General features: G+C 65.5%; 22 protein-coding genes. 15 read left to right on the forward strand and 7 right to left on the reverse strand.

Features of this window, described 5'->3' with window-relative positions:
- Positions 1-504: 504 nt before the first annotated feature.
- The gene (locus tag CHB88_RS23190) at positions 505-918 is read left to right on the forward strand and encodes a bacteriohemerythrin (protein WP_089401738.1); all 414 of its coding nucleotides are present in this window, start codon (positions 505-507) and stop codon (positions 916-918) included.
- A 176-nt stretch (positions 919-1,094) separates the two neighbouring features.
- On the opposite strand, the gene CHB88_RS23195 is transcribed toward CHB88_RS23190, so the two are convergent.
- Positions 1,095-1,364, reverse strand: coding sequence for a hypothetical protein (locus CHB88_RS23195; protein ID WP_089401739.1), 270 nt, complete (start codon positions 1,362-1,364; stop codon positions 1,095-1,097).
- A gap of 466 nt (positions 1,365-1,830) precedes the next feature.
- Between CHB88_RS23195 and CHB88_RS23200 the strand changes: the two genes are divergently transcribed.
- From CHB88_RS23200 to CHB88_RS24935, 3 genes are all read left to right on the forward strand, one after another.
- Positions 1,831-2,172, forward strand: coding sequence for a hypothetical protein (locus tag CHB88_RS23200; protein WP_143131454.1), 342 nt, complete (start codon positions 1,831-1,833; stop codon positions 2,170-2,172).
- 77 nt (positions 2,173-2,249) lie between these two features.
- The gene (locus tag CHB88_RS23205; protein WP_089401741.1) at positions 2,250-3,995 is read left to right on the forward strand and encodes a cation:proton antiporter domain-containing protein; all 1,746 of its coding nucleotides are present in this window, start codon (positions 2,250-2,252) and stop codon (positions 3,993-3,995) included.
- Between the two features lie 240 nt (positions 3,996-4,235).
- On the forward strand, positions 4,236-4,664 hold the full coding sequence (locus CHB88_RS24935; protein ID WP_143131455.1) for a hypothetical protein: 429 nt from the start codon (positions 4,236-4,238) through the stop codon (positions 4,662-4,664).
- Positions 4,665-4,822: 158 nt separating this feature from the next.
- Here the strand turns inward: CHB88_RS24935 and CHB88_RS23210 are convergent, their stop codons facing one another.
- The gene (locus tag CHB88_RS23210; protein ID WP_089401742.1) at positions 4,823-5,998 is read right to left on the reverse strand and encodes a GGDEF domain-containing protein; all 1,176 of its coding nucleotides are present in this window, start codon (positions 5,996-5,998) and stop codon (positions 4,823-4,825) included.
- A 404-nt stretch (positions 5,999-6,402) separates the two neighbouring features.
- On the opposite strand from CHB88_RS23210, the gene CHB88_RS23215 reads away from it, so the two are divergent.
- The 5 genes from CHB88_RS23215 to CHB88_RS25935 all read left to right on the forward strand — a co-directional run bounded on the left by CHB88_RS23215 (position 6,403) and on the right by CHB88_RS25935 (position 16,617).
- Positions 6,403-8,532, forward strand: a complete 2,130-nt coding sequence (locus tag CHB88_RS23215; RefSeq protein WP_089401743.1) for an HDOD domain-containing protein — start codon at positions 6,403-6,405, stop codon at positions 8,530-8,532.
- Positions 8,529-10,739, forward strand: a complete 2,211-nt coding sequence (locus CHB88_RS23220; protein ID WP_089401744.1) for a putative bifunctional diguanylate cyclase/phosphodiesterase — start codon at positions 8,529-8,531, stop codon at positions 10,737-10,739. Before CHB88_RS23215 ends, CHB88_RS23220 begins: the two co-directional genes overlap by 4 nt.
- On the forward strand, positions 10,736-11,887 hold the full coding sequence (locus CHB88_RS23225; protein WP_089401745.1) for a tetratricopeptide repeat protein: 1,152 nt from the start codon (positions 10,736-10,738) through the stop codon (positions 11,885-11,887). Before CHB88_RS23220 ends, CHB88_RS23225 begins: the two co-directional genes overlap by 4 nt.
- A gap of 105 nt (positions 11,888-11,992) precedes the next feature.
- Positions 11,993-13,492, forward strand: a complete 1,500-nt coding sequence (gene amaB / locus CHB88_RS23230; RefSeq protein WP_089401746.1) for an L-piperidine-6-carboxylate dehydrogenase — start codon at positions 11,993-11,995, stop codon at positions 13,490-13,492.
- 398 nt (positions 13,493-13,890) lie between these two features.
- Positions 13,891-16,617 carry a bifunctional diguanylate cyclase/phosphodiesterase gene (locus tag CHB88_RS25935; RefSeq protein WP_089401747.1) on the forward strand — a complete coding sequence of 909 codons (2,727 nt, stop codon included), beginning with the start codon at positions 13,891-13,893 and terminating at the stop codon, positions 16,615-16,617.
- 31 nt (positions 16,618-16,648) lie between these two features.
- Here CHB88_RS25935 and CHB88_RS23240 read toward each other — a convergent pair whose 3' ends face one another.
- The 4 genes from CHB88_RS23240 to CHB88_RS23255 all read right to left on the reverse strand — a co-directional run bounded on the left by CHB88_RS23240 (position 16,649) and on the right by CHB88_RS23255 (position 20,138).
- Positions 16,649-17,626, reverse strand: a complete 978-nt coding sequence (locus CHB88_RS23240; protein ID WP_089401748.1) for a tripartite tricarboxylate transporter substrate binding protein — start codon at positions 17,624-17,626, stop codon at positions 16,649-16,651.
- A 22-nt stretch (positions 17,627-17,648) separates the two neighbouring features.
- Positions 17,649-18,767: a mandelate racemase/muconate lactonizing enzyme family protein gene (locus CHB88_RS23245; protein ID WP_089401749.1), complete on the reverse strand. Its 1,119-nt coding sequence runs from the start codon at positions 18,765-18,767 to the stop codon at positions 17,649-17,651.
- A gap of 3 nt (positions 18,768-18,770) precedes the next feature.
- On the reverse strand, positions 18,771-19,631 hold the full coding sequence (locus tag CHB88_RS23250) for a TauD/TfdA dioxygenase family protein (RefSeq protein WP_089401750.1): 861 nt from the start codon (positions 19,629-19,631) through the stop codon (positions 18,771-18,773).
- Between the two features lie 180 nt (positions 19,632-19,811).
- On the reverse strand, positions 19,812-20,138 hold the full coding sequence (locus tag CHB88_RS23255) for a high-potential iron-sulfur protein (RefSeq protein ID WP_089401751.1): 327 nt from the start codon (positions 20,136-20,138) through the stop codon (positions 19,812-19,814).
- Between the two features lie 571 nt (positions 20,139-20,709).
- On the opposite strand from CHB88_RS23255, the gene CHB88_RS23260 reads away from it, so the two are divergent.
- The 6 genes from CHB88_RS23260 (at position 20,710) to CHB88_RS23285 (ending at position 25,396) form a co-directional block, all read left to right on the forward strand.
- Entirely contained in the window at positions 20,710-20,928 is a 219-nt protein-coding gene (locus tag CHB88_RS23260; protein WP_089401752.1) for a hypothetical protein, read from the forward strand.
- Between the two features lie 9 nt (positions 20,929-20,937).
- On the forward strand, positions 20,938-21,633 hold the full coding sequence (locus CHB88_RS23265) for a GntR family transcriptional regulator (protein WP_089401753.1): 696 nt from the start codon (positions 20,938-20,940) through the stop codon (positions 21,631-21,633).
- A gap of 27 nt (positions 21,634-21,660) precedes the next feature.
- Positions 21,661-22,437, forward strand: coding sequence for an enoyl-CoA hydratase/isomerase family protein (locus tag CHB88_RS23270; RefSeq protein WP_089401754.1), 777 nt, complete (start codon positions 21,661-21,663; stop codon positions 22,435-22,437).
- A gap of 45 nt (positions 22,438-22,482) precedes the next feature.
- A complete protein-coding gene (locus CHB88_RS23275) occupies positions 22,483-23,679 on the forward strand; it encodes a CaiB/BaiF CoA transferase family protein (protein WP_245845210.1) in 1,197 nt (398 codons plus the stop codon).
- Positions 23,680-23,695: 16 nt separating this feature from the next.
- Positions 23,696-24,982 (forward strand): glycerate kinase type-2 family protein, encoded by a 1,287-nt coding sequence (locus CHB88_RS23280; protein WP_089401756.1) that lies wholly within the window; start codon positions 23,696-23,698, stop codon positions 24,980-24,982.
- A gap of 213 nt (positions 24,983-25,195) precedes the next feature.
- A complete protein-coding gene (locus CHB88_RS23285; RefSeq protein WP_089401757.1) occupies positions 25,196-25,396 on the forward strand; it encodes a hypothetical protein in 201 nt (66 codons plus the stop codon).
- 215 nt (positions 25,397-25,611) lie between these two features.
- On the opposite strand, the gene CHB88_RS23290 is transcribed toward CHB88_RS23285, so the two are convergent.
- Positions 25,612-26,361, reverse strand: coding sequence for a hypothetical protein (locus CHB88_RS23290; protein WP_089401758.1), 750 nt, complete (start codon positions 26,359-26,361; stop codon positions 25,612-25,614).
- Between the last annotated feature and the right edge of the window lie 29 nt (positions 26,362-26,390).

Raw genomic sequence — 26,390 nt, forward strand, 5'->3', positions numbered from 1 at the left:
CAGGACCGTGAAACGACTTTGCGCCGATGATAGTGCTGCAACCAGTGTGAAAGTAGGTCATCGTCAGGCTCTTACCCGAAAACGCCCCGCCTCATAAAGAGTGCGGGGCGTTTTGCTTTGTGCGGACGCTTTGCGCGGACGCTTTGTGCGAACGGTCTCGCGAAATCTGCGCCGGGCTCGTTCGCATCGATTGGCCAAACTGAACGGACGAATCCTTGAGTCCGAATGCGGTTTCGCGTGGCTAAGGAATTTTTAGCAGGCCGCCTTTGCCGCCGAAAAGCTGGCCGCCTTTCAGGCTTGGAAAAAATTGACTTGAATCAAGCGAATCCCCGTATCTCGCTCCTACCATCGTCGACTGATGAGTCATGAATGATGGCGTCCGCTTCCTGCCAAGTGCATCGGATCGGGCGAGCAATGCGGCCATCGGCTCGTCAAAAAGATCTATATAACGAGGCATCCCATGTGTAGATCATTCGTCAACAGACAGTCTTTAGGAAGCCATGCATGTGCATTACCCTCACCCCTGATTCGACGACCTTGGGCATTGCATTCATGGATGATGCCCATGACGCATTGCACCGAAAGCTTGATCAGTTCTCTGCGCTTTCCGATGACGCGTTTGCCTCGGCCTTTGAGGAATTGATCGAGAATGTCCGCGCGCACTTCGCGGAAGAAGAACAGGCGATGCAAGCGATCGACTTCGCCGGCACCTCATGTCATCGCGGTCAGCATGTGCAGGCGCTGAGTGCGCTTCACCATGCCCTTCAACGCATCAGGGAAGGCGCGATTGCAGAGGGAAGGGAGGTCATTGGCCTGTTCTCTCAATGGCTCAATTTTCATATCGGATCGATGGATGCGATGCTGGCCCTGGTCATGCGTGATGTCCAAGCAGAGAAGGCCAGCTGCGTGGCGGCTTGAAATTAGCAAGGGGACGCGCCAGTCCTGTGATCGGCATCGGAAGATGAGTTCCGCTCAAGGTAGTATTGCTCTCGCCGGTACTTGCTTGGTGCAGGCATTCGCCGAACATGGGACGCTGAGCCGAATCCTCCACTGGTGCCTATTTGAGTGCTGAATATCGAAGTGCGTCTTCGGCGTCAGGATATCCGGTCGATCGCAAACTGTTCCGCGACGTCGAGGATCGGAAAGCGTGCGATTCCGTTGCCGAGATTGACCTGCGCGAGCCGGATCATGGCGATGGCGTTGTTCAGTTGCTGTATCGCCGCGTCGTCCTCGCCGCTCGCGGAATTCAACTCCGCCAGCTGGTCGGAGATCAGGCGCTGAGCCAGCTGTAGACCTTCAAGCTGCCCCAGGAGGCGGGAGCGGTCGGAGGGTGCCAGCGTGGCAAGGTAGTCATCAATCTTCATGGTGTTTCGGGTTCGCGGACACGGCACTCCTGATGGCAACCCCTCAACGGCTGTCTGCCTTGAGGCGAGGAGGCCGCTTTTCGCAGTGCGTTTGCTGGATGCCAATCCGCCGGCGAGGCCGATGGCGACGGGGGCTCCAATCCTAACCTAGAAGATGCCGCTTGGAAATTCTCATGCTGGCAAGATTCGCCTTCTGTACACATCTCATCACGAATGACAACGAACACCCAGGTCGCCGTAACACCGTTCAAGCTACATAGCGCTTGCGGCGTCCTCCGGTCATTGCAGGAACTGCGAAGGCCCTGCGACACCGACACCGCAGGCCGTGCCAGCGATGCGGATTATCGGGCTCGGTGCGTTCCCGCATCGAGCCGGTTCTCCGCACGCTGGGCCATGTTAAAGCTGCGCGGCATGCTCGTCTTGAGCGACAATGGCCCGTTTCCAATTCGACTTCCCGAGTATTTTCATGACCAAGCCCGCCGTCCTGATCGCCGCTCTCGCATTCGCCGCGCTGGCCTCCTTCGAGGCCTCCGCCGCCGTAACGGTGAAGGGCCAGACTTCCTGCGGCCAGTGGGCCCGGCAGCGCTCCGCCCACGGCCCGATGGAGGCCGCCAACAAGGCCTGGCTGCTCGGCTTTCTGTCGGGCGCTTCGGCCGCTAACGACGAGGATGCACTCGGCGGCACCGATCCGGAGGTGCTGTTCCAGTGGACCGATGCCTTCTGTCGCAAGAATCACACCGCCGACATCGATGATGCGGCCGCGATGCTGTACCGGGAACTGATACGCATCACGCCCAAATCCAAATGAGATGATCGCTTCGCGTCGGGACACCGGTCCTCGGCGCGGCCAGTGACTTCCTTTGCCCGCAAGCTCGACGACGCAACGTGCAAGAAACCCATCACAACCTGCCCTTTCTGCAGGAAACTCTGCTTTTCCTGGTATTGGCCGGGATCCTCATTCCGCTGCTGCAGCGCCTGCGCATCAATCAGGTGCTCGGATTTCTGACCGCAGGCATGTTCTTCGGACCATTCGGCCTCGGCCTGTGGAGCGGCGCTTTCCCGGCGCTTTCGCAGTTCACCTTCCATGAGCTCGACGCGGTGTCGGCGTTGGCCGAGCTCGGCGTGCTGTTCCTGATGTTCACCATCGGCCTGGAACTGTCTGCCGAACGGCTGCTGGCCATGCGGCGCTGGGTGTTCGGCGCCGGCGGCGCGCAGGTCGGCATCACCGCGCTGCTGATAGGCAGCATTGCTTGGCTGTTCGGCAATCGCGTGGAAGTGGCGCTGATACTCGGGCTGGTGCTGTCGCTGTCGTCCACCGCGGTGGCGATGCAGATCATGAGCGAGCGGCGCATGGTCAGCACGCCGCTCGGCCGCGCCGGCTTTTCCATCCTGATGTTCCAGGACCTGGCGGTGGTGCCGCTTCTGGTGCTGGTCGGCATCCTCGGCAAGGGCACAAGCGACGGCGCGGCGTCGCTGGCCTTTGTGATCTTGACCAAATCGCTCGGCGTGATCGCCCTCATCTACCTGATCGGACGTCGCCTGGTACGCCCGCTGTTTCATGCGCTGGTGAAGCCCGGCCGCTCCGACGTGTTCATGGCGCTGACGCTGCTCACCACGCTGGGTATCGGCGCGCTGACGGCCGCCACTGGCCTGTCGATGGCGCTGGGCGCGCTGCTGGCCGGCCTGCTGCTGGCCGAAACCGAGTTCCGGCATGAGGTGGAACTGACCATCGAACCCTTCAAGGGCCTGCTCATGGGCTTGTTCTTCATGTCGGTCGGCATGGGCATCGATGTGCGCGAAGTGGCGCGCTTTCCTGTCTGGCTGCCGCTGTCCGTGTTCGGCCTGTTCGCCATCAAGTCGGGCGTGATCGCCGTCATCATGCGACTTGGCCGCCTGTCCTGGGCCGATGCCGTCCAGGGCGGCTTGCTGTTGGGCCAGGGCGGTGAATTCGCCTTCATCGTCGTCGGCTATGCGATGGGCATCCGATTCATTGAGGCGGAGACCGGCCAATTCATCCTGCTGGTGGTCGGCCTGAGCCTGTTCGCCACGCCGCTTGCGGCCAAGGCAGGCATCCTGGTTGGCAGCGCCTGGCGCAAGGCGGCCGGCGCGGCGGCGGCCGAGGCGGATGCCGAACTGGCGGCGCTGCCCGACCGGAAGGTAATCATCGCCGGCTTCGGCCGCGTTGGGAAAATGCTGTGCTGCATCCTGCAGCGAAGTGACATTCCCTGCCTCGCGCTGGAGGATGATGCGACGGTGGTGGCACGCGAGCGGGCATTGGACTTCCCTGTCTATTTTGGAAATGCCTCGCGGCTGGAACTGCTGCGCAAAGTGCATGCGGAGCGGGCGTCGGCCATCGTGCTGACGATGAACCATCCCGGCGCCGCGCTCAATGCGGTGAAGGCGATACGGCGCGAGTTTCCCGGCGTGCCGCTGCTGGCGCGGGCGCTGGATGAAAAGCATGCGGTGGTGCTGAAGCAGGCTGGGGCCACCCTGGTCGTGCCGGAAACGCTGGAGGCGAGCCTGCAGCTGTCAGCGTTTGCGCTGCAGGCGCTGGGCGTGGCGGAGGAGGAGACCATGCGGGTGATCGATGAAGAGCGTGAACGGCATGTCAGGGTTTGGGGCTTGACATAGGGTGCGGCAGATTTAGCCTCGCTGCTGGTTGTCTCTTCATTAGAATTAGAAGCGTAGGCATTTATTCCTTATGGCTTCATGTTTTTCTATCGAAGGAATAAGGAATTCGGTTTTCAAGCTTTGCGTTACTCCGCTTCTTTCATCACCTTATTGGCAAGTGCCGAAGATTAGGGCGCGAAACAGAAGTGGCTGGCGCATTCTTTGCTAATTGGGAGTCCCTACTTTTTTATGGAGAACACTATGGGAGCTATTCAAGGGGCAGGAAGCAATACAGCCACTTCTTTTCAAAGCCAAGGAAACGCGGTTCCCACGTTTTCTAATCGGGCTGCGAGTGCGCCTGTAAATGTGGCGTCGATGCCTTCAAGCGAACGTTCCAATACACCGCGAGGTTCTCGTTCCCGGTCACCAGAAGCGATCAAAAAAGTATGCGAAACGGCTTATAGCAATTTCCAAGAACGCAGTTTGGAAACGGCGTTTTCTGGCAGTGTCGCATTCTTTATGGGCGTAGGAACATTTCTTCTTCTGAGGACCCCTGGTGGACTAAAAAATGCTGGTTGGGCCGCTCTAACGGGATTAACTGCCGCTGGAACTGCAAAGTTGGCTGGCTCTGAAGCTTATAAAAACTGGCAAGTAATTCAAACTCATTGCGCAGGCTACAAAGGCGAGTAATCAGTAAACGCATTGTGAAAACAGTCATTTGCGCGGCAGAGTATGGCTGCAAGCAGAATGGGGCGGCAGGCTGATTACCACTCTCCGCCCGGCTAATATTGGGCACATTCGCAATGTGACTTTCCCGGTCTATTGCTCACCTACTGAATGAGCTGGCATTAGGCCGCTTCCGCCTCCCCCCAGGACTGCACCTGGTTTTCCTCCACCTGCACTTGGTTGCGCCCCTTCCCCTTCGCCGCATAAAGCGCCAAATCGGCGCGCTTGACCAGCGTCTGCAGGCTGTCTTCCTCTCGCAGCGACGCCACGCCTATGCTGAGCGTGACGCCGCACAGCAAGTCGGCTGACGATTCCATGCGATGGCGGATGCGGTTGGCCAGGGCCATGGCGCCGTTCAGATCGGTCTCCGGCATTAGCACCGCGAATTCATCCCCGCCCATGCGGCACAGGCAATCGATGCTGCGCAGCTCCTGCTGCGCCAGCTCCACGAAGCGCTGCAGCACCCGGTCGCCGGCGTCGTGGCCCTGGGCATCGTTGATCGGCTTGAAGTTGTCGAGGTCGACCAGCATCAGCGAGACCGGCTGCCCGGTGCGGGCGGTCCGCGCCTGTTCCCGGCCGCCGATGTCGAAAAAGGCGCGGCGGGAAAAGGCGCCGGTGAGGAAGTCATGGTTGGCGGCGTGCTCGGCCATCAGCACGATGCGGCGGTGGGCGATCAGCAGGCCGCCCAAGATGAGGACCGGCAGGGCGAAGGCGCCGGCGGCCAGCACCAGCACGTTGCCGCTGGAGGGCTCCAGCAGCGATGCCGGGGCGGCGGCGGAGACCAGCTGGCGCATTATCCGCAGCAGGTGACCGGCGCTGATCAGCAGGCACATGCTGAGGATGAAGATCTTCGGATAGTAAGGCCGCCGCCATTCGGCGCGGGCATGCAGCACCGTGAAGCCGATGCCGGCGGCGACCGCCGCCTGGAACAGGGAGGCGACCAGGGTGCGCGCCAGGAAGGAATCGACCACGTAGTGGAACCAGGCGATCAATACGGTAAGGAGGGCGATGGCGACCGCCCAGGCGCGCATGTGCGGCGGTCGCCTGAAGAGGTGGCGGTAGCCGAACAGGGCGGACGCCGATGCCGATGCATAAACCGCGTTCGCGATTTCGTAGGCGAACACCGGCGACAATTCGCGGCCATAGGCATACAGGATGTTGCCGGCCATGCCCAGCACGCTGGCCAGCAGCATCTGGCTGATGCCGCGCACACCCTGTTCCCGGAAGGAGAACAGCACCAGGAACGTGACGAAGCAGAGCAGGGAGGCGATCAGGAAGATTTCTTTGGTGCTTAACATGGCAATGCGTGGAAGGGCGTCGCGATCATGCGGCCGGAGGCGGCAGTTCGCGCGATGACAAGGTGACTGCTTTTCTGGAGGCGACCCCGGGGCCGCGAAGATGGCGTGGGCTGTCGTGAAAAGCCTGGTGCCGTTCAGGCGTTTTGATTCGAAACATCGAATGCGAGGATTGCTTGATTTTCCTCAAGGCAATTAAAACCCGTTTCCGGTATGGACGCAAGGGATGCCTACTTGGTATCCACAACATGCGAGAGACTTTGTAACAAAAATTGAATTTCAGCAACTTTGTGTGATAAAGTCGCCGGGTTCATACGTCAAATCTTGCCGAGGAATCGCTTGGGAATGAAGGCTGGCATGTACCGTTCGAGCGCCGTCGCCATCCCTGGCGAGGGAGCGGCACGACCATGAATGCGCCGACGCCGGAGCTCAAGAGCCGCCTGTTGGCCGCGCGCCTGCCGTCGCTGCCCCAGGCACTCATCAAGCTGATGCAGGCCTGCGCCGATGATGACGTCGGCATGAAGGAACTCGGCCAACTGGTCGCCCAGGATGCGGCCCTCGCCGCCCGGGTGCTGCAGGTGGCGTCCAGCCCGGCATATCACCATGGCGGCCACCCGGCCGGCATCGATCAGGCCCTGGCCACGATGGGCCTGGACATGGTGCGCACCCTGCTGCTGACCCAGTCGGTGTACCAGACCTTCCAGGATCCGGGCGGCGCCGGGCTCGACCTGCGCGCCTTCTGGATCCACGCCATCAGCGCCGGCCTCACCGCCCGCATGCTGGCCCAGCGCCAGGGCTATCCCAATACCGATGAAGCCTATCTCGCCGGACTGCTGCATGACATCGGCCGCCTTGCGCTGGTGTCGGCCTTGCCGGAAAAATACGCCGCCAACTTCCATGCCGAGGAAGACGGCGCCTTGTGCGCGCTCGAGGAACGCACGCTGGAAATCACCCATGCCGAGGCCGGGGCGCTGATGATGGAGCGCCTGGCGCTGGACTCCTTCCTGGCCGACAGCATCCGTTACCACCACGCCGCGCTGCCGCGGCTGCAGGATGCGCATCCGCTGGTGCGCATCGTCGCTGGCGCCGACCGCCTGCTGAACATGCCGTCCGAGGATGGACCGGCCCGCGCCGGCATCCTGGCGGCCACCGGGCTGTCGGAAGGCGATCATCGCAAGCATCAGGCGTCGCTCGCGGTCGAGGTGAAGCGGGTAGCGGACATGCTCGGCATCGAACTGCCGCCGCCGGCGCCGGCCCAGGCCGCCGCCGCGGCAATCGCCGCCCGCGCCGCCTCTGCCGCCGACAATCCGCTGCAGGATTCGATGCGCGACCTGCTGCTGATCGAAAAGACGCTGGCCGGGCTGCGTCGCCAGGGCGATGCGGAAAGCTGCGTGCGCGCCATCGTCAAGGCGGCGATCATCCTCTTCGATTTCTCCGACGCGGTGGTGCTGGCCCAGGCGCCAGGCGCCCGCGCATTGATGCCGACGGCGCTGCCGCCCGGCCGGCAACGCCTGGCCGGGCTGTCCCTGCCGGCCAGCGACGACAACCTCGCCGGCCGCGTGGCGCGCCATGGCCGGCCGGCGCTGCTGGCGCCGCCGGCGCAGCCGTCCGTCGCGGAAGAGCAGCTGCTGCGGTTCTTCCAGGCCGAGGCGCTGGTGGCATTGCGGGTGCAGGGAGCGGACGATAGGCCGCTGGTGCTGGTGGGCGCCACCAGCGCCTTGCAGGCGACGCGCCTGGCGCAGCGGCTGGCACTGCTGCAGGAGTTCGGCGGCCAGGCCGGCGCCGTACTGGCCGCGGCCGGCGGCGCGGGTGCGGCGGCGGCAAGCGAACAGGATTTCAGGCTGGCGGCGCGGCGCGTCGCGCATGAAGTCAGCAATCCGCTCGCGATCATCCGCAACTACCTCGGGGTGCTGCAGAAGAAGGCGGAAAGCGCCGAGCCGATCAGCGCGGAGCTCGGCACCATCGAAGAAGAACTGGACCGGGTCGGCCGCATCGTGCACGACTTCGCTCAGCCGGAACGCGCCGTCGAGAACGCGCGGGAGGCCAGCTGCGACGTGAACGCGGCGCTGATCCATGTGGCGCGGATGTTCATCGAGAGCGGCTCCCTGCCGAACGGCCTGCAGATCGCGCGCCATGTATCGCCGGAGCCGGCGCTGGCGGCGATCGACGAGGGCAGCCTGCGGCAGGTGCTGCTCAACCTTGTGAAGAATGCGGTCGAAGCCATGCCCCACGGCGGACGCATCGACCTGCGCAACAACGGCATGGTGGAGCGCGACGGCAGCAGTTTCATCGCGGTGGCCGTCAGCGATACCGGACCCGGCATTCCGGACAGCGTGCGCGCGCGCCTGTTCCAGCCGGTGGCGAGCGACAAGGATGGCGCCAATCGCGGCATCGGACTGTCGATCGTGCATGACCTCTTGCGCCGCCACCGCGCCCACATCGCCTGCCGCAGCAGCCGCGGCGGGACGAGTTTCGACATGCTTCTGCCGGCCTACCCCGGGCCGGCGGCTGCCGCGCTGCATCAGGAGACAAAGTGAAACCGCAGGATTTGACGGCAGGCCTGTCCTGGCTTTCTGCCACGGAGGACTCGCAGGAGGCGGCAGGAGGCCCGTCGCGGCTGCTGCTGGTCGATGATGAACCGAAGCTGCTGGCCAGCCTGCATGCGCTGCTCGACGGGCGCGGCTTCGCGCTGACCACCGCCAGCAGCGGTTCGGCGGCGATCGCCGAGCTGGGCCGCGCCCGCTTCGATCTGGTGCTGCTCGATCTCGGCATGCCGGACATGTCCGGGCACGACGTGATGGATTTCATCAACGCCGGCAGGATCACCACCGAGGTGATCGTGCTGAGCGGCCATACCGGCATCGATGCCGCCATCGGCGCCATCAACCGGCAGGCCTATGGCTATCTGCGCAAGCCGTACCGCCAGGACGAGCTGCTCAACCTGGTGCGCAACGCGCTCGAGCGGCGCAAGCTGGCGACCGAGAACCGCAGCCTGTTCGCCCGGCTGGCGCATTCGGAAAAGATGTACCGCTTCCTGATCGACAGCTCGCCCGACATCATCTACACCCTCGATCCGGAAGGCCGCTTCACCTACATCAACCGGCGCGTCACCGAGCTGCTCGGCTTCGACCGCGACGCGCTGATCGGCGCGCCGTACACCATGCTGGTGCATGAGGACGACATCGAGCGGGCGCGTTATGTCTTCAACGAGCGCCGGGTGGGCGAGCGCGCCAGCCGCAATGTCGAGCTGCGCCTGAAGTGCCAGGACCCGGCCAAGGACAAGCGCCGCTTCGAAACCTCGCTGCGCACGATTTCCTTCAATTCCATCGGCCTGTACGACGAAGGGGAACCGGGCGCCGAATACCGCGGCACGTACGGCATCGCCCGCGACGTGACGGAAAAGCGGCGCGCCGAGGAGCTGATCACCTACCAGGCTTACCACGACATCCTCACCGACCTGCCGAACCGCGCCCTGTTCCACGACCGGCTGGAGCTGGCGCTGGCCCACGCGCGCCGCAAGAACCAGCACCTGGCGCTGATGTTCATCGACCTCGACCGCTTCAAGGTGATCAACGATTCGCTCGGTCACCTGAAGGGCGACGAATTGCTGCGGCAGGTGGCGGCGCGCCTCAAGCGCGGCATCCGCAAAGGTGACACGCTGGCACGGCTGGGCGGCGACGAGTTCGTGGTGCTGCTGCCGGAACTGGAAGAGCGGGAATTCGCCGCCGTGGTGGCGGAGAAGTTCCTGGCCGCGCTGAATGCGCCCTTCCTGGTGGACGGCGCCGAGCTGCATGTCTCCGCCAGCATCGGCATCGCCGTCTTTCCGGAAGACGGCGATGCCAGCAACGACCTGATCCGCCATGCCGACATGGCGATGTATTCGGTGAAGGCCGACGGCAAGAACGGCTTCGGCTTCTATGACCGCTCGGTGCGCGACGCGGCGCATGACAAGGTGGCGCTGGAGCAGGAGCTGCGCCGCGCGCTGCAGCAGGACGAACTGGAAATGTACTACCAGCCGCAGGTCGATGCCGGCAGCGGCATGGTGGCCGCGGTGGAAGCCCTGATGCGCTGGAACCATCCGCGCCGGGGCTTGCTGAGCGCCGGCGAATTTCTGCCGCTGGCTGAGGAAATGGGCCTGATGGTGGCGCTCAGCGACTGGATGGTGACGGCGGTGTGCCGCGATTTCGCCCGCCTGCGCGCCGAGGGCCACGACGCTCTGCGCATGTGCATCAACCTGTCGCCGACCTGCCTCGGACGTGAGGAATTCCTGCGCAAGCTGTGGCGCACCATGCAGGAGCGGCAGATTCCGCCTGCCCAACTCGAGCTGGAAATCACCGAGAACATCTGCATCCGCAATCCGGAAGTGGCCATCCGCCAGCTGAACCAGCTTTCAAGCCTCGGCGTGCGCATCGCCATCGACGACTTCGGCACCGGGTACTCATCGCTCGCCTACCTGCAGCGCTTCGCCGTCGATACATTGAAGATCGACCAGTCCTTCGTGCGCGAGATCGGCCAGCAGGGCAGCCATTTCCCCGTCGTGCTGGCGGTGATCTCGATCGCGCGCGGCCTCGGCATCGACCTCGTGGCCGAAGGCGTGGAGAGCGAAGCCCAGGCGCGCTACCTGCAGCAGGCGGGCTGCCGCATCATGCAGGGCTATCACTTCCAGCCGCCCCTGCCTCTGGCGAAGCTGCAGGCGCTGCTTGTCAGCGAAACGGCTTACGCCGCCGAAGCGAAGCTGGCATGACCGCGAACGTCGTCCCCGGAACGGCCGGTATGGAAGAGGATGCGCAGGCATGCTTCGACCTCGGCCTGCGCCATGCGGCCGGCGACGGCGTGACCCGAGACGCCGGACTGGCCGTCTTCTGGTATCGCAAGGCGGCGGAACAGGGGCATGTGCGCGCCCAGTTCAACCTGGCGGCGCTGCTTTCCGGCGCCGGCGCCTCTGCGGCGCAGCGGCAGGAAGCGTTGCAATGGTATGAACGGGCGGCCGGCGAAGGCCATCCCGGCGCCATGAACAATCTCGGTCTCTGGTACGCCAGCGGCAACGGGGTGGAGCGGGACTACCAGAAGGCGCTGAACTATTTCGCCCAGGCGGCCACGCGCGGCGATGCGGCAGGTCAGAACAACCTCGGCCTGCTCTACAACAGCGGCAAGGGCGTGCCGCGCAGCCGTCTGCAGGCGGCGGTCTGGTTCGGCAAGGCGGCGCGGCAAGGCTATGCGCTGGCCCAGCATCACCTCGCCACGCTGCTGGAAGCCGGTCAGGAAATGAAGCGCGACCTGCCCGCGGCGGCGGACTGGTTCCGCAAGGCGTCGGTGCAGGGGCTGCTGAAAGCCCAGGTGCGCCTGGCCGCGCTGTTGCAGGCGGCGCCTGAACTGGCAGGCGAGCCGGGGGAAGCGTTTGCCTGGCTGCGCAAGGCGGCATTGCAGGGCCATACCGACTCGCAGTGGCAGCTGGCCTGCCTGCTGGACGCCGGCGAAGCGCTGCGGCGCGACGGGCGGGAAGCGCTGGGTTTCTATCGCATGGCGGCCGAAGGCGGGCATGCGCAGGCGCAGCTGGCGCTGGCCTTGCGGCTGGATTGCGGCGTCGATGCGGCGCGCGACCCTGCCGGCGCGCTGCGCTGGTATGCGGCCGCCGCCGGGCAGGGCGTGGTCCGTGCACAGTTCAACCTCGGCCTCATGCTGGCCCACGGCGACGGCGCGCCGGCCGATCCGGTGGGCGCCTGCCGCTGGCTGGCGCTGGCCGAGCGCGGCGGCATGGCCCGCGCCGGGTCATACCGCATGGATCTGGAAGCAAGATTGTCCCCGGCGGCGCTGGTCCGGGCGCGGCAGCCGCTGCAGCTTGCCGGAGCGGAAACCCGGGACGGCGCCGAGGCAAACCCGGTTCCGGCCTGATTCCGCGCCACGCCTCTCCCTCAATTCCCGTCATTTGCGCCGCCCGCACTTACGGCATCCGGCGCGGCAGTAGAATTCCTGCATCGAGATGATTCGGGAGGCGCCATGGACATCGATACCCTACTCGGCGCGCTTGGCGTCGCGCTGCCCGCGCAGGGCGCGCACATGCTGGAGGTGACGTCGCCCATCGACGGCGCGCCGCTGGCGAAAGTGGCGATGCAGACCGAGGCCGACACGCGCGAAGCCGTCGCAGCGGCGCAGCGGGCCTTCGAGCAGTGGCGCATGGTGCCGGCGCCGAAACGCGGCGAGCTGGTGCGGCTGTTCGGCCAGGTGCTGCGGGCCAACAAGGAGGCGCTGGGCCGGCTGATCACGCTGGAAACCGGCAAGATCCTGCAGGAGGGATTGGGCGAGGTGCAGGAGATGATCGACATCTGCGACTTCGCCGTCGGCCTGTCGCGCCAGCTCTACGGCTTGACCATCGCCTCCGAGCGGCCCGGCCACCGCATGATGGAAACCTGGCATCCGCTCGGCGTCTGCGGCGTGATTTCCGCCTTCAATTTTCCGGCAGCGGTCTGGGCCTGGAATGCGGCGCTGGCCGTCGTCTGCGGCGACAGCGTGGTGTGGAAACCCTCTGAAAAAACGCCGCTCACCGCGCTGGCCTGCGCCGCGCTGTTCGAGCGCGCCTGTGTGGCATTCGGCGCGGCGCCGCCCGGCCTGCTGCGGGTGCTGATCGGCGGGCGCGATATCGCTGCCCGCCTGGTGGAAGATGGCCGGGTGCCGCTGATCTCCGCCACCGGCTCCACCCGCATGGGGCGGGAGGTGGCGCCCCGGGTGGCGGCGCGCTTCGGCCGGGCGCTGCTGGAACTGGGCGGCAACAATGCCGCCATCGTCGCGCCCAGCGCCGATCTCGCGCTGGCCTTGCGCGCCATCCTTTTCGCCGCCGTCGGCACCGCCGGCCAGCGCTGCACCACGCTGCGGCGGCTGTTCGTGCAGCGCGAGGTGTACGGCGAACTGGTTCCGCGGCTGATCGAAGCCTACGGCCGGGTGCGCGTCGGCGATCCGCTCGCACCCGATACCCTCGTCGGGCCGCTGATCGATGAGCCAGCCTGCCGGTCCATGCAATCCGCCCTTGCCTCAGCCCGAGAGCAGGGCGGCACGGTGCATGGCGGCGAGCGCATCGCCGTGCCTGGCCGCGAGGGCGGCTGGTACGTGCGGCCGGCGCTGGTGGAAATGCCCGCGCATGGCGGCATTGTCTGCGACGAAACCTTTGCTCCCATCCTGTATGTGATGCGCTACGACACCTTGGCGGAAGCGATCGCGCAGCAGAACGCGGTGCCGCAGGGATTGTCGTCCTCGATCTTCACGCTCGACATGCGGGAAGCGGAAACCTTCCTGTCCGCCGCCGGCAGCGACTGCGGCATTGCCAATGTGAACATCGGGCCCTCCGGCGCGGAAATCGGCGGCGCATTCGGCGGCGAAAAGGAAACCGGTGGCGGCCGCGAATCCGGGTCGGATGCATGGAAGAACTACATGCGGCCCGCGACCAACACCGTCAATTTCTCAACCGATCTGCCGCTGGCGCAGGGCGTACGCTGGGATCTCTAGCGATTTCCGGCCACGTACGCCGCAGCGCCAAAAAAGAAGCCCGGCCATCCCTGAGGACGCCGGGCCAATCCAACCAAGGAGGGTTGGAGGAGACATTGGGAATCGCTGGGCCGATCGAATCGTGCGGTGACGATGAGGCGCGATATGCCGGTTCGACGGCATCCCGGCCATCACGGTTCCCATCTTTTGAGAGATTCGTATCTTTTAAATTCCAAGAGGAAAAGAGCAACGCCGAGTCACGGTGGGGAGGCTGCATGCTTTCCTCCGTGCAACCATTGCGCTACAATGGAATACCCGCGGGTTGCACGGACAGACGTCCCCTCTCAGGCGCGTCCCGCAACGCGCCCTGAAGCCAGTGTCCGGGCAGCTTGCGCAGGCCCGTCCAACCAGCGCACCTTATGTTCGCGACTCCCAAGCAATCGCTCGCCCGTATCAGCCTCGCAGGTTTGCTTGCGCTGGCGGCGATGGCATGCCTCTATTGGTTTTCCCTCTGCTGGGGCCTCGACGACATGCATGGTCTCGCGCGCCAGCGCGTGGATACGGTGGCAGCCTCGCTGTTCAACCCGATCGAGAAGTACAGTTACTTTCCGCGCACGGTCGCCAGCCACCCGCTGTCGGTGTCGGCGCTGCGCACCCCGGAGGATGCCGCGCTGGCGGCCCGCGCCAACAGCCTGCTTGCCTACCTGAACGACTCTGCCGGATCGGAAGTGCTGTATCTGATCGACCGCAACGGCAGAACCGTTGCCGCCAGCAACTGGAATCGGAAAGACTCCTTCGTCGGGCACGACTTTTCCTTCCGTCCCTATTTCCGCGATGCGATCGAAGGGCGCGAAGGCCGTTTCTACGCGATGGGCACCGTCAGCCGGGTGCCCGGCTATTATCTTTCCCATCCGGTGATCGATGGCGGACGCATCCTCGGCGTGGTGGCGGTGAAGGTCGACCTGACCACGCTGGACCGCGATTGGGCGCAAAGCCGCAGCTACGACGTCACCGTTACCGATGAATATGGCATTACCTTCCTCAGTTCCCGCGCCGACTGGAAATACCGCCCGTTCAGCCCGCTGAGCGAGCAGCAGTTGCAGACCCTGACCCAGACCAAGCAGTACGGCGGCAACCTGCATTCCCCGTTCAGGATGGCGGAGAAGCGCCTGTGGGGCAGCCAGGCGCTGCTGTGGCGGGTGGCATCGGGCGAGGGCCGGGCCGCCGTCCCGCATGCCGATTACGTGGTGTGGCATAAAAAGCTCGAGGGATCCCCCTGGACCGTTTCGGTTTTCATGCCGGCGGAAGCGGCGCGCAAGCGGGCGCTGCAGCACTGCGCCATCGCCGCCGTGCTGCTGGCGCTCTGCATCAGCGCCGCTCTGTACTACCGGGAACAGCGCAAGCGCGGCATCGACGCGCTGGCGGCCCAGGCTTCGCTGCGGGAAAGCCATGACCGCTTCCGCATGGTGTCGAAGGCCACCTCCGACGTCGTATGGGACTGGGACCTGACCCGCGACCAGCTCTGGTGGAACGAGAACATGGAAGCCATGTTCGGTCATGCGCCGGAGGAGCGCGAGGCGGGCGGCGAAGCATGGAGCAACCGCATCCATCCCGACGACCGGGGCCGGGTAACGGCGAGCATCCATGCGGTCATCGGCGGCACGGACGAGCGCTGGAGCGAGGAATACCGCTTCCTCTGCCGGGACGGCCATGTCGCCGACGTGCTGGACCGCGGCTTCGTCATTCGCGACGCCGACGGCAAGGCGGTGCGCATGGTCGGCAGCATGACCGACATCAGCCATCGCAAGGAATCGGAGAAGGCCATCCACCGTCTTGCGTTCTACGATGCGCTCACCGGCCTGCCGAACCGCTCGCTGCTGCAGGAGCGGCTGCAGCAGGCGCTGGCGGTGAGCGCGCGCGACCGGATGGTGGGCGCGCTGCTGTTCATCGATCTCGACAACTTCAAGTCGCTCAACGACACCCTCGGCCATGACAAGGGCGATGTGCTGCTGGCGCAGGTGGCGGAACGGCTGGCCGGCTGCGTGCGCGACTGCGATACCGTCAGCCGGCTCGGCGGCGACGAGTTCGTGATCATGATCGAACGCCTCGCCCGGAGCAGCGACGCCGCCGCCGCCCGCGCCACGGTGGTGGCGGAGAAGGTGCTCGAAGCCTTCGGCCAGCCGTTCGACCTCGACGGCATGCAGCGCCATACCTCGCCCAGCATCGGCATCGCGCTGTTCGACGGCATCGACCGGCAGCCGGACGAAATCCTGAAGGCGGCGGACATGGCGATGTACGAAGCCAAGGCCGACGGCCGCAACACCCTGCGCTTCTTCGACCCGAAGATGCAGGAACTGGCGCTGGCCCGCTCGGTGCTTGAAGCCGACCTGCGCCATGCGCTCAAGCGCGGCGAGCTCGACCTGCATTTCCAGCCGCAATGCGACCGGCAGGGACAGGTTCACGGCGCCGAGGCGCTGCTGCGCTGGCAGCATGCGCAGCGCGGCGCCGTGCCGCCAGCCGAGTTCATCCCGGTGGCGGAGCAGACCGGCCTGATCATTCCGATCGGCTACTGGGTGCTGCGCCAAGCTTGCCTGCAGCTCAACCGATGGGCAGCCGACCCTGCCACGGCAAGCCTGACGCTGGCGGTCAACGTCAGCGCGCGCCAGTTCCACCGCAGCGATTTCACCGACCAGGTACAGGCCATCATCGAAGAGACCCGGGTCGATCCGCGCCGCCTCAAGCTGGAGCTGACCGAGAGCGCGCTGGTGGAGGAAATCGACGATGCCATCGCCAAGATGGAACGGCTGCGCCGGCTCGGCGTGGCCTTCTCGCTGGATGACTTCGGCACCGGCTACTCCTCGCTCGCCTACCTGCACCGGCTGCCGATCTACCAGCTCAAGATCGACCGCTCGTTCGTGGCGCAGGTGCCGGAGGATGCCAACGGCGCCGCCATCGTCCACACCATCATCGCGCTCGGCCGGGCGCTCGGCCTGGCGGTGATCGCCGAAGGGGTGGAGTCGCCGCGCCAGCTCGCCTTCCTTGGCAACGCCGGCTGCGACAGCTACCAGGGCTACCTGTTCGGCCGGCCGATGGCCGCCGCGGCATTCAACGCCCGCTGCGGGTCGGCGGCGGACGCGCTGGTCTAGAGCGTGTCATGACCTCAAACGGCGCTTTTGCTCATTCCGCCTGCAGCCGCATCGTCCGGATCAAACCTCCCCAGCGGGTGATGTCCTGGCTGACCATCTCGGCAAATTCGGCACGCGACCTGGGCTGCACTTCCAATCCCTGCTGGCCGAGCTTGGCGGCGATCTCCGGGTCCGCCAGCACCTTGTTGACGGCGGCATGCAGCCTTGCTACGACGGGCTCCGGAGTTTGGGCCGGCGCGAACAGACCATACCAGGGCGCGTAATTGAAGCCCTTGATGCCGGCCTCCTGCAGCGTCGGCACATTGGGAAGCGCCGGCGAGCGGGTTTTGCCCGAGGTGGCGATGGCGCGCACCTTGCCCGACTGGATGAAGGGCATGACGGCCGGAATGGTTTGCAGCATTGCCTGGATTTGTCCCGACATCAGGTCCGTCATCGCCGGGGCCGCGCCCCGGTAGGGAACATGCACCATCTGCGCGCCGGTCGTCGATTCCAGCACCGCCATCGGCAGATGCCCTGCGCTGCCGATGCCGCCGGAGCCGTAGCTGAGGGCGCCCGGCTTGGCCTTGGCCAGCCGGATGAAGTCATCCACCGTGCGCGCCGGCAGGCTGTTGCTGGTCACCAGCACGTTCGGCGTGGCGCCGAGATAGGCCACCGGCAGGATGTCGCGCCGGGTGTCGTATCCGGGCTTCTGGTACAAGGCATCGTTGAAGGCCAGGCCCATGTGGGTCATCATCAGCGTGTAGCCGTCCGCATGGGCATGGGCCAGCATGGCGGTGGCGATGGTGCCGCCGGCGCCCGTGCGGTTCTCGATGATCACGTTCTGGCCGAGTTCGGCGCCGAGTTTCTGGCCGATGCTGCGGGCAACGATGTCGACCGTGCCGCCGGCGGAAAAGGGCACCAGGATGGTCAGCGGCCGGCTCGGCCATGGCGTGACGCCGCTGGCGAAGGCCAGCGTCGAAAAAAGGGAGAGCGCGAGCGCGGCAGCGCCCAGCAGTCGTATCGTTTTCATGGCGTAGAAGGAATCCAGGCAATCAGGCTGTGAACCGGTAGCGTTCGAGTTTTTCGGCAGACAGGTCGACGCCCAGCCCCGGTCCCTGCGGCAATGGCAGCCGGCCGGCGCTGAGGTCAAGCTTGGCGGTGACGATGTCGTCGGCGGTCTTCAGCGGACCGACGCACTCGAGTCCCGGCAGCACCGCCGGACTGGTGGACGCCAGCATGATCTCGGCGACGGTGTTGATGCCCAGGCCGAAGCCGTGCCCGATGACGACTCTCATGCCGGCCGCCGCTGCCGTCTCCAGCATGTGCTTGCAGTTCAGGAAGCCGCCCTGCTTCATCACCTTCAGCTTCACGATGTCGGCGCAGTCGGCGCGGATGACATCGATCAGGCTGCGGAAATCGGTGATGGATTCGTCCGCCATGATCGGGATGTTGATCGAACGCCGCACCTGCGCCATGCCGGCCAGATCGTTCGCCGCGACCGGCTGCTCCAGCAGCTGCAGGCCATAAGGTTCCAGCAGCCGGCCTAGCTCGATGGCGGTATCGACGTCGTAGCCGGCATTGGCGTCGGCGCGCAGCGCCATGTCCGGACCCACCGCCTCGCGCACCGCTCGAATGCGGTCCCGGTCCGCCCGAATGCCGCCGCCCACCTTGATCTTGGCCGAGCGGAAGCCGCGCGCCCGCCAGGTCATTGCTTCGGCAGCGGCGTCGTCCGGGGGCAGGATGCCGATCCAGGCATTGAAGTCGACGCTGTCGGTCACGGCGCCGCCGAGGTACTGGTGTACCGGAATGCCGAGGCGTCGGGCCAGCAGGTCGACGCAAGCCATTTCGATGGCGGCCTTGGCATCGAGGTGGCCCCCGAGGCGGTCGTCCATGAACTGGCAAAGTGCCTTCGGATTGGCGGCGTCCCGGCCCTGCAGCGCAGGCGCCAGGCGGCTCAGCGCGTTCAGCGACTGCTCGACGGTTTCGGTCGAATAGCCGGGCGAGGGATCGATGTTGCCAAGCCCGATGGCGCCATCCTCGGCGGTGATGCGCACCACCGCGCTTTTCTGCACCGTCTTGGTCACGTAGGCATTGCGGAATCCGGAACCGACGAGGGGCACGGCCACGCCGAATACCTCGACGCGGCGGATGGGAAGCGAAAGAGAAGTCATCGCTTACGCCTCCGCCAGGGCAGTGCCCTTGATCTGGGTGCGGTGCATGATGCGGCGCGCGTCGGGATCGAAAGCGTCGCGCCGGTGCAGGGTGCAGCGGTTGTCCCACAGGATGAGATCATGCTGGCGCCACTGCTGCTTGAACGTGAATTCGGGTTTGGTGGCATGCGCCCATATGGCGTCGAGCAGGGCATCGCTGTCCGACAGCGGCAGGCCGATAATGTAGCTGTTGCGGCGGCGTCCGAGGAACAGGGCGGCGCGACCGGTATCGGGATGGCGGATCACCAGCGGATGGCGGGCGCCGGGCGCTTCGCGCGGATCGGTGACTTCCTTCATGCCCTTGCGCATGATGCCGGCGCTGTTGTAGGTAGCATCGTGGATCGCGCTGCGGCCGGCGATGGCGCGCTTCAGTTCCGCCGGCAGCGCCTCGTGGGCGAGGTACATGTTGGACCAGTAAGTGTCGCCGCCGGCTTCCGGCAGCTCCAGCGCATGCAGCAGGGCGGCGCGCGGCGGCGCATCGACATAGGTCATGTCGCCATGCCAGGCCGCTTCGCCATCGCCCAGGTTGCCGATCGGCTGATCGTTCACCTTCACGTTGGAAATCACGTTGATTTCAGGGAAGTCGCTCAGGAAGGGCTTGCCGAGCGGATTGGGACCGGGTGGATCGAGTTCACCGAACTGCCTGCTGACTGCCAGGAGCTGCGGGTCGCTCAGCGGCTGGCCGCGAAAGCGCAGCACCAGGTGTTCGCGCCAGGCCTGCTGCAGCTCGGCAAAGGTGTGCTGATCAATCGGCTGGTGCAGGTCTATGCCGGCTATCTCTGCGCCGAGCGCAGGCGACAGGGGCGTGACGCGGATGCGTGACATGGCTTCGTTTCCTCCTCAAAGTGTGAGGAAACGATAACAAGCGGCCTACAGGGCGTGAACGACTATTACCGCATGACGTTATTCGGCGCCGTCGCATATTCATATGCGATGCGCTCATGAGGAAAAGGAGCAACCCGGGGCGCGATCAACGCGCCGCGGAAGCCACGGCCGAGGCTGGCGTCAGCCGGCCTTCTTCGCCCAGGCGCTGCACCAGCCGCCGGCGGCCACGCCCTTGTTGGCGAAGATGGTACAGGGCGCGATCTTGTTCTTTTCCGAAGCGGTTTGATAGAACTGGCAGTTGGAGCACATCTGCGCTGGCTCATGCTTGGGGAATCGCTTCTTGTCGGCCTGCTTGGTGTCGTCCACATAGCCGAGGCTGGTCGCCTGCGGATCCTTCGGGTCGACTTTCTGGGTCGTCTGCGCGCGTGCGGCCGGGCTCAGGCCGACTGCAGACACGGCGCCGGCGGCGGACAGCGCTTTGATGACGATGCGACGTTTGTTTTCCATGACGGGCTCCTGGGTGGTTAGGTGAACGGAGCGGAATGCGGCGAGGAAAGCTGCCTGTTACACGCGCCGTGGACGAGTCGTGAACATTAAGACAATGTCACGGGGGCACGGTTCTGCAAGTCGGGAGCATCGGGGCACGTTGATGGGACAAGATCGGTACGGAATGCGTCTAGCGCTTCTTCGGATGACGGCTGGCGGTTTATTAGCTGCTCTAAATTATTAACCCAGGAGGGAAGGCTGGATACCGGAAGAATAAGCAGTCGTAACCGTGAGCGCGATCGATTTGTATGCAAAAAATCCGGGATTCATTTGGCGGGAGCTTGCTCTAGTCTCGAATTCAAGAGAGAGAACCGCGTCGCGAGCCCGCGTCTGCATTCCGAATGGAATTTTGTATACAAAATTCATTAGACAGAACGCGCGATTCGCTCTATGATCACTTCACCAAGCCCGCGCAACACGCCGGCGGCATAAGAACGGATTCACAAGCCACTACAAGGAGACAACATGGAGAAAGCCGTGTCCTTTGCCGTGTTCGCATCCCCTTCATCGCAAACACCGTCCGAGCCGCCGAGTGGAAGTTCCTCCGGTCCTGGGCGACAAGGCGGAGGATGCCTTTCGCCAAGCCATGATCGCGGGGGAGGGCGCCGCCTCGGTGTTTTGGTCCAATCCGCTGGTGACGACCATGATGGTGATCGGCTGCGCGCTGCTGTCGCTGCCTTTGCTGTCGCTGCCTTTGCTGTCGCTGCTGCTGCGCCGCCAGAAGGCGCAGGGCAGCACCCTGCCCGCATGAGGTGAGACCATGGAAACCACGAGCCAGCGCATCGTCCGAAACAGCCTGCACGACACCCTGGTCGCCTATCTGCGCGAGATGGTGCTCAACGGCGAGCTGCGCCCCGGCGACAAGGTGCCGGAGCAGGCGCTGTGCGAGCGCTTCGACGTCTCGCGCACCCCGTTGCGGGAAGCGCTGAAGGTGCTCGCCGCCGAGGGCGTGCTGCGGCTGCAGATGAACCGCGGCGCGGTGGTGGCGGAGACCACAAGGGAAGAGATCGAGGAGATCTTCCCCATCATGGCGGCCCTGGAAGGCGTGGCCGGGACCATGGCCTGCGTGCGCGCCACCGACGCGCAGGTGGCCGAGCTGCGCCGGCTGCATGAGGAGATGCGGCGCCATTACGAGGCCGGCAGCGAGAAGCAATACCTGCTGCTCAACCGCCGCATTCATGAAGACCTGGTGGCGATGTCGGGCAATGCCACGCTGATCGGCATGTACAAGCAGATGCTGACCCGCATCCGCTGCATCCGCTTCGTCGCCAACAAGGCGCCGGAGCAATGGCAGGCCGCCATGGCGGAACATGAAACGATGATCACAGCACTGGAGCGGCGCGACGCGCCCAGGCTGGCGCAGCTGCTGCAGGAGCATGTGAACGGCACCGCCTCGCGCATCGCCCACGCGTTTGCCAGCGGCTTCGTGAGGCAGACGGAAGTAGAAGCAAGCTGAACCCAACAAGGAACAAAGGAAGAGACCATGGACAAGGGACAAGTGCAATTCCGCCGCGAAGGCTCGGTGGCGCATATCGTGTTCGATCGGCCGCAGGCGCGCAACGCCATGACCTGGGAGATGTACCAGCGCCTCGGCGAGATTTGCGACGAACTCATTGCCGACGACAGCGTGCGGGCGGCGGTGTTTCGCGGCGCGGGCGGCGAAGCCTTCGTCGCCGGCACCGACATCGAGCAGTTCCTCGCCTTCAAGGATGGCGAGGATGGCATCCGCTACGAGGTGATCATCGACGGCATGATCGCCAAGATCGAAAGCCTGCCGTTTCCCACCATCGCGGTGGTGGAAGGCTGGGCCATCGGCGGCGGCATGGCGATTGCCTCCGCCTGCGATTTTCGCATCGCGACGCCGAGCGCCCAGTTCGGCATCCCGATCGCCCGCACCCTCGGCAACACGCTTTCCATGGCGAACCATGCGCGGGTGGTGGCGGCGGTGGGCGTGGCCCGCGCCAAGCGCATGCTGCTGATGGCGGAAACCATAAGTGCCGCCGAAGCGAAGGCTGCCGGCTTCGTCTACGACGTGGTGGAGCCGGAAGCCATCGCCGAGCGCGCCAACGAGGCCGCGGCCAAGCTCGCCAAGCTGGCGCCGGTCACCGTGCGCGCTTCCAAGGAAGCGATACGGCGCATCGTCAACGCCGGCCTGCCCGACGGCGACGACCTGGTGCGCGCCTGCTATGGCAGCGACGACTTCAGGGAGGGCGTGCGCGCCTTCACCGAGAAGCGCAAGCCGGTGTGGCGCGGCAGATAAGCCGAAACAGGACTATATTCACATCAACGGATCAAAGGAATGACCATGGCTGGACCGCTTGCAGGAATGCGCGTTATCGAACTCGCCCACATCATGTCGGGCCCCATCTGCGGCATGATGCTGGCCGACATGGGCGCCGACGTCATCAAGGTCGAAAAGACGCCGGACGGCGACGACTCGCGCCGCTTTGCGCCGGTGCTGGAGTGCGGCGAATCCGCCTCCTTCATGATCGTCAACCGCAACAAGCGCGGCATCGGCCTCAACCTGAAGACGGCCGGCGGCCGCGAGGTGCTCGCCCGCCTGCTCAAGGATGCCGACGTCGTGACCGAAAACTACCGCGCCGGCACCATGGAGAAGTTCGGCCTCGGCTACGAGCAGATCAAGGAGTTCAATCCCGGCATCATCTACTGCTCCATCTCCGGCTTCGGCCGCACCGGTCCCTTCGCCGACAAGGGCGGCTTCGACTTGATCGCCCAGGGCATGAGCGGTCTGATGAGCATGACCGGCGAGGAAGGCCGGCCGCCGATCAAGGCCGGCTCGCCGATCGCCGACATCAACGCAGGCATCCTGGCCGCGCTCGGCATCGCCGCCGCCTATGCGGAGAAGCTGCGCACCGGCCGCGGCCAGATCGTCGACACCTCGCTGTTCGAAGCCGGCCTGCACCAGATGTTCTGGCCGGCCGCGAACTACTTCGGCAACGGCACCATCCTGCCGAAGATGGGCTCCGCCAATCCGACCTCGACGCCGTACCAGGCGTTCCAGACCCGGGATGGCTGGATCAACATCGGCGCCGCCAACCAGGCCAACTACGAGCGGCTGGTGCAGACCATCGGCATGCCGGAACTGGCGCAAGACCCGCGCTTCAAGACCAATTCCGACCGCATGAAGAACCGCCCGGTCCTGGTGGAGCTGCTCACCGCGCGCCTCATGACGAAGACCACCGATGAATGGATGGTGATGTTCGACGAAGCCGGCTTCCCGGCCGGCCCGGTGCTCGATACGCCGGCCGCGCTGTCGCACCCGCAGACGCTGGCGCGCGAGATGATCGTCGAGACCGAGCATCCGGCCGCCGGACCGGTCAAGGGCCTCGGCCTGCCAATCCGCTTCTCCAACGGCCGCAGCGAATCCAGGCAGCCTGCGCCGATGCTGGGCCAGCACACCCGCGAGGTGCTGCTGGAGATCGGCTACAGCGATGCGGAAGTGGCGGCCCTGGGTGAAGCCAACGCCGTGCTGCTGAGATGATGTCAAGGAGGGTGCGATGACGACCTGGAGCCCGGATCAAGCCAAGGCGCTGCTGCGCCGGCTGTTCGATGCGGCAGTGGAAGCGGCACAGCCGTCCCACTGCGTGCCGCCCTTCCTGCCGCAACGCCCGGCCGGGCGCCTGATCGTCATCGGCGCCGGCAAGGCGTCGGCGGCGATGGCTCAGGCGGTCGAGCAGCACTGGGATGGTCCGCTCGAAGGCCTGGTCGTCACCCGCTACGGCCATGGCGTGCCGTGCCGCCACATCGAAATCGTGGAGGCGGCGCATCCGGTGCCGGATGCCGCAGGCCATGCGGCGGCTGGGCGCATCCTCGCCATGGTGCAGAACCTGCAGCCCGACGACCTGGTGCTGTGCCTGATCTCCGGCGGCGGTTCCTCGCTGCTGGCGCTGCCGGCGCCCGGCGTCACGCTGGAAGACAAGCAGGCCGTCAATCGGGCGCTGCTGGCCAGCGGCGCTTCCATCACCGAAATGAACTGCGTGCGGCGCCACCTGTCGGCGGTGAAGGGCGGACGCCTTGCCGCCGCCTGCCATCCGGCGCGCGTGGTGACGCTGCTGATCTCCGACGTGCCCGGCGACGATCCGGTCAACGTCGCTTCCGGTCCCACGGTGGCGGACCCGACCACCTGCGCCGATGCGCTCGCCATCCTCGCCCGCTACGGCATCGAGGTGCCGGCGAATGTGCGGCAAGTGCTGGAGAGCGGGCAGGGCGAATCGGTCAAGCCGGGCGATCCGCGCCTGGCGCGCTGCGAGACCCACATCATCGCCACGCCGCGCATGGCGCTGGACGCCGCCGCGAACGCGGCGCGGGAAGCGGGCATGCCGGCGTACATCCTCGGCGACGATATCGAGGGCGAGTCGCGCGATGTCGGCAAGGTGCTGGCCGCCATCGCCCGGCATGCGGCGCGGCATGGCCAGCCGGTCGCCCCGCCGTGCCTGCTGCTGTCCGGCGGCGAGACCACGGTGACGGTGCGCGGCGAGGGCCGCGGCGGCCGCAATGTCGAATTCCTGCTGTCTCTGGCCATCGCCCTGCAGGGCGAGCCGGGCATCCATGCGGTTGCCGGCGACACCGACGGAGTCGATGGCCGCGAAGAAATCGCCGGCGCCTTCATCGCGCCGGACACGCTGGCACGGGCCTGGGCGGCCGGGCTGCATCCCGGCGAGCACCTGGAAAGAAACGATGGCCACGGCTTCTTCGAAGCCCTGAACGACACGCTCGTCAGCGGTCCGACGCTGACCAATGTGAACGATTTCCGCGCGATCCTGGTGGCGCCTGACGAGCGCTGAGCCCTGAAGCGTGGCATCGCGTCGCGGTCTACCGCCCGCGCCCTGGTAGCCATCCGCCCGCACTGCTTCGATTCCGGCTGGCGCGTTCAGGACGATTGAGGCACCTCAAGCCCTGCGCATCGCTGAACGCGCATCCCTAAAAAAGGGGATTATCAGCATGCGTACGTTTTCCTATCATGGCGGCTCGATCAACCGGGAGGGCTGGAATTCGCGATGACGGGAACGGAACGGCTGCAGGCTCTGGCGAGGGAAACGGTAGCCCGCTACACGGCGCAAATGAAGGATGGCCTGGCGCCGGGCTACCCGCGCTGGGCCTTTGAAATCCTGGGTCGATGCAGGGGCGGCGGCGAGCTGCCGTTGCGGGATATCCTGGAGATTGCCGACATGCTGGATTGCCAGCGTATCCAGAAGTGACCTTGCCTGTCCCTTCGGGCCGCCGCTCCCGCAGGAATAATGGCATTTCGCGATTTGGCAGTTCGATGCCCGTCGCCGGCTGCAAGGGCAGGGCATGCGCGCACAACGGATTTCGGTGCGCTGGAAGAGGTGCGGGGGGACCAGCCCACCGCCACCCCACTGCCACTGCGCGATGCCGTTGTGGTTGTCCCGGAGGGCGGCTTCGGGCCTCGGCGCTAGCTGCGCTGCCCCTTGTGGATGCCGTGCTCGCTGCCGGCGCTCATGCGGCGCGCGTCATGGCTGCGGGCCAGTTCAGCCCTGGCCGGCGGCTTCACGGCATGCGAGCGCTTTCCCGCGGCAGCAAGCTTTGCCGCAGGCTCGACGGCATGACGGCGATCCCGCCCCTCCGTCCCGGCCGCCTTTCCTGTCGCGGTTCGAGCCGAAGCGAGTGCCGGTGCCGGCTTCACATGACGTATCGGCGTTGACCGCTTCGGCGCCGCTGCGTGAGCATTCGCGCCGGCTTCGATCTTCACCTTCGAGGCAACGGGTGCCGCAGCCGCCAGCGTTGTGACGGATGCCAGGGGCGTCATCGGTGCCATCGCTGCTGCCGGCGGCCGGCCGGTCTCCCCGGTCGGCTGCGTTGGCGTCTGCACCGGCGCGGCTGCCAGAGGCGGCGGTGTATCGCTCGAAGACGCTGCCTGCGCCGCCTGCTGTTCCAATGCCTTCTCCGTGTGCGTCAGCGAAGCACCGGCGGGCTGGCCGATCCAGAATGCGGCCAGCAACCCGGCATGCAGTCCTGCGGCCATGAGAACGGGCAGCAGGGTGGTCTTGAACGAGCGTTCGCTCGCGGCGGGCAGATAGGGACGGTCCATGGCATTGAAGGCCGAAACGCGGTTGCCGTTTCGGCGCGGGGGATACTTTTCTCGAAGGAATGAACGATAACGAAGGCGGCCGCCGATGGCAAGGGCGCGCGCTGCGATCGGCACGCATTGTCTCGTGCATGGAAATGTGCAAG

This window comes from Noviherbaspirillum humi, assembly GCF_900188095.1.
Taxonomy (GTDB): domain Bacteria; phylum Pseudomonadota; class Gammaproteobacteria; order Burkholderiales; family Burkholderiaceae_D; genus Noviherbaspirillum; species Noviherbaspirillum humi.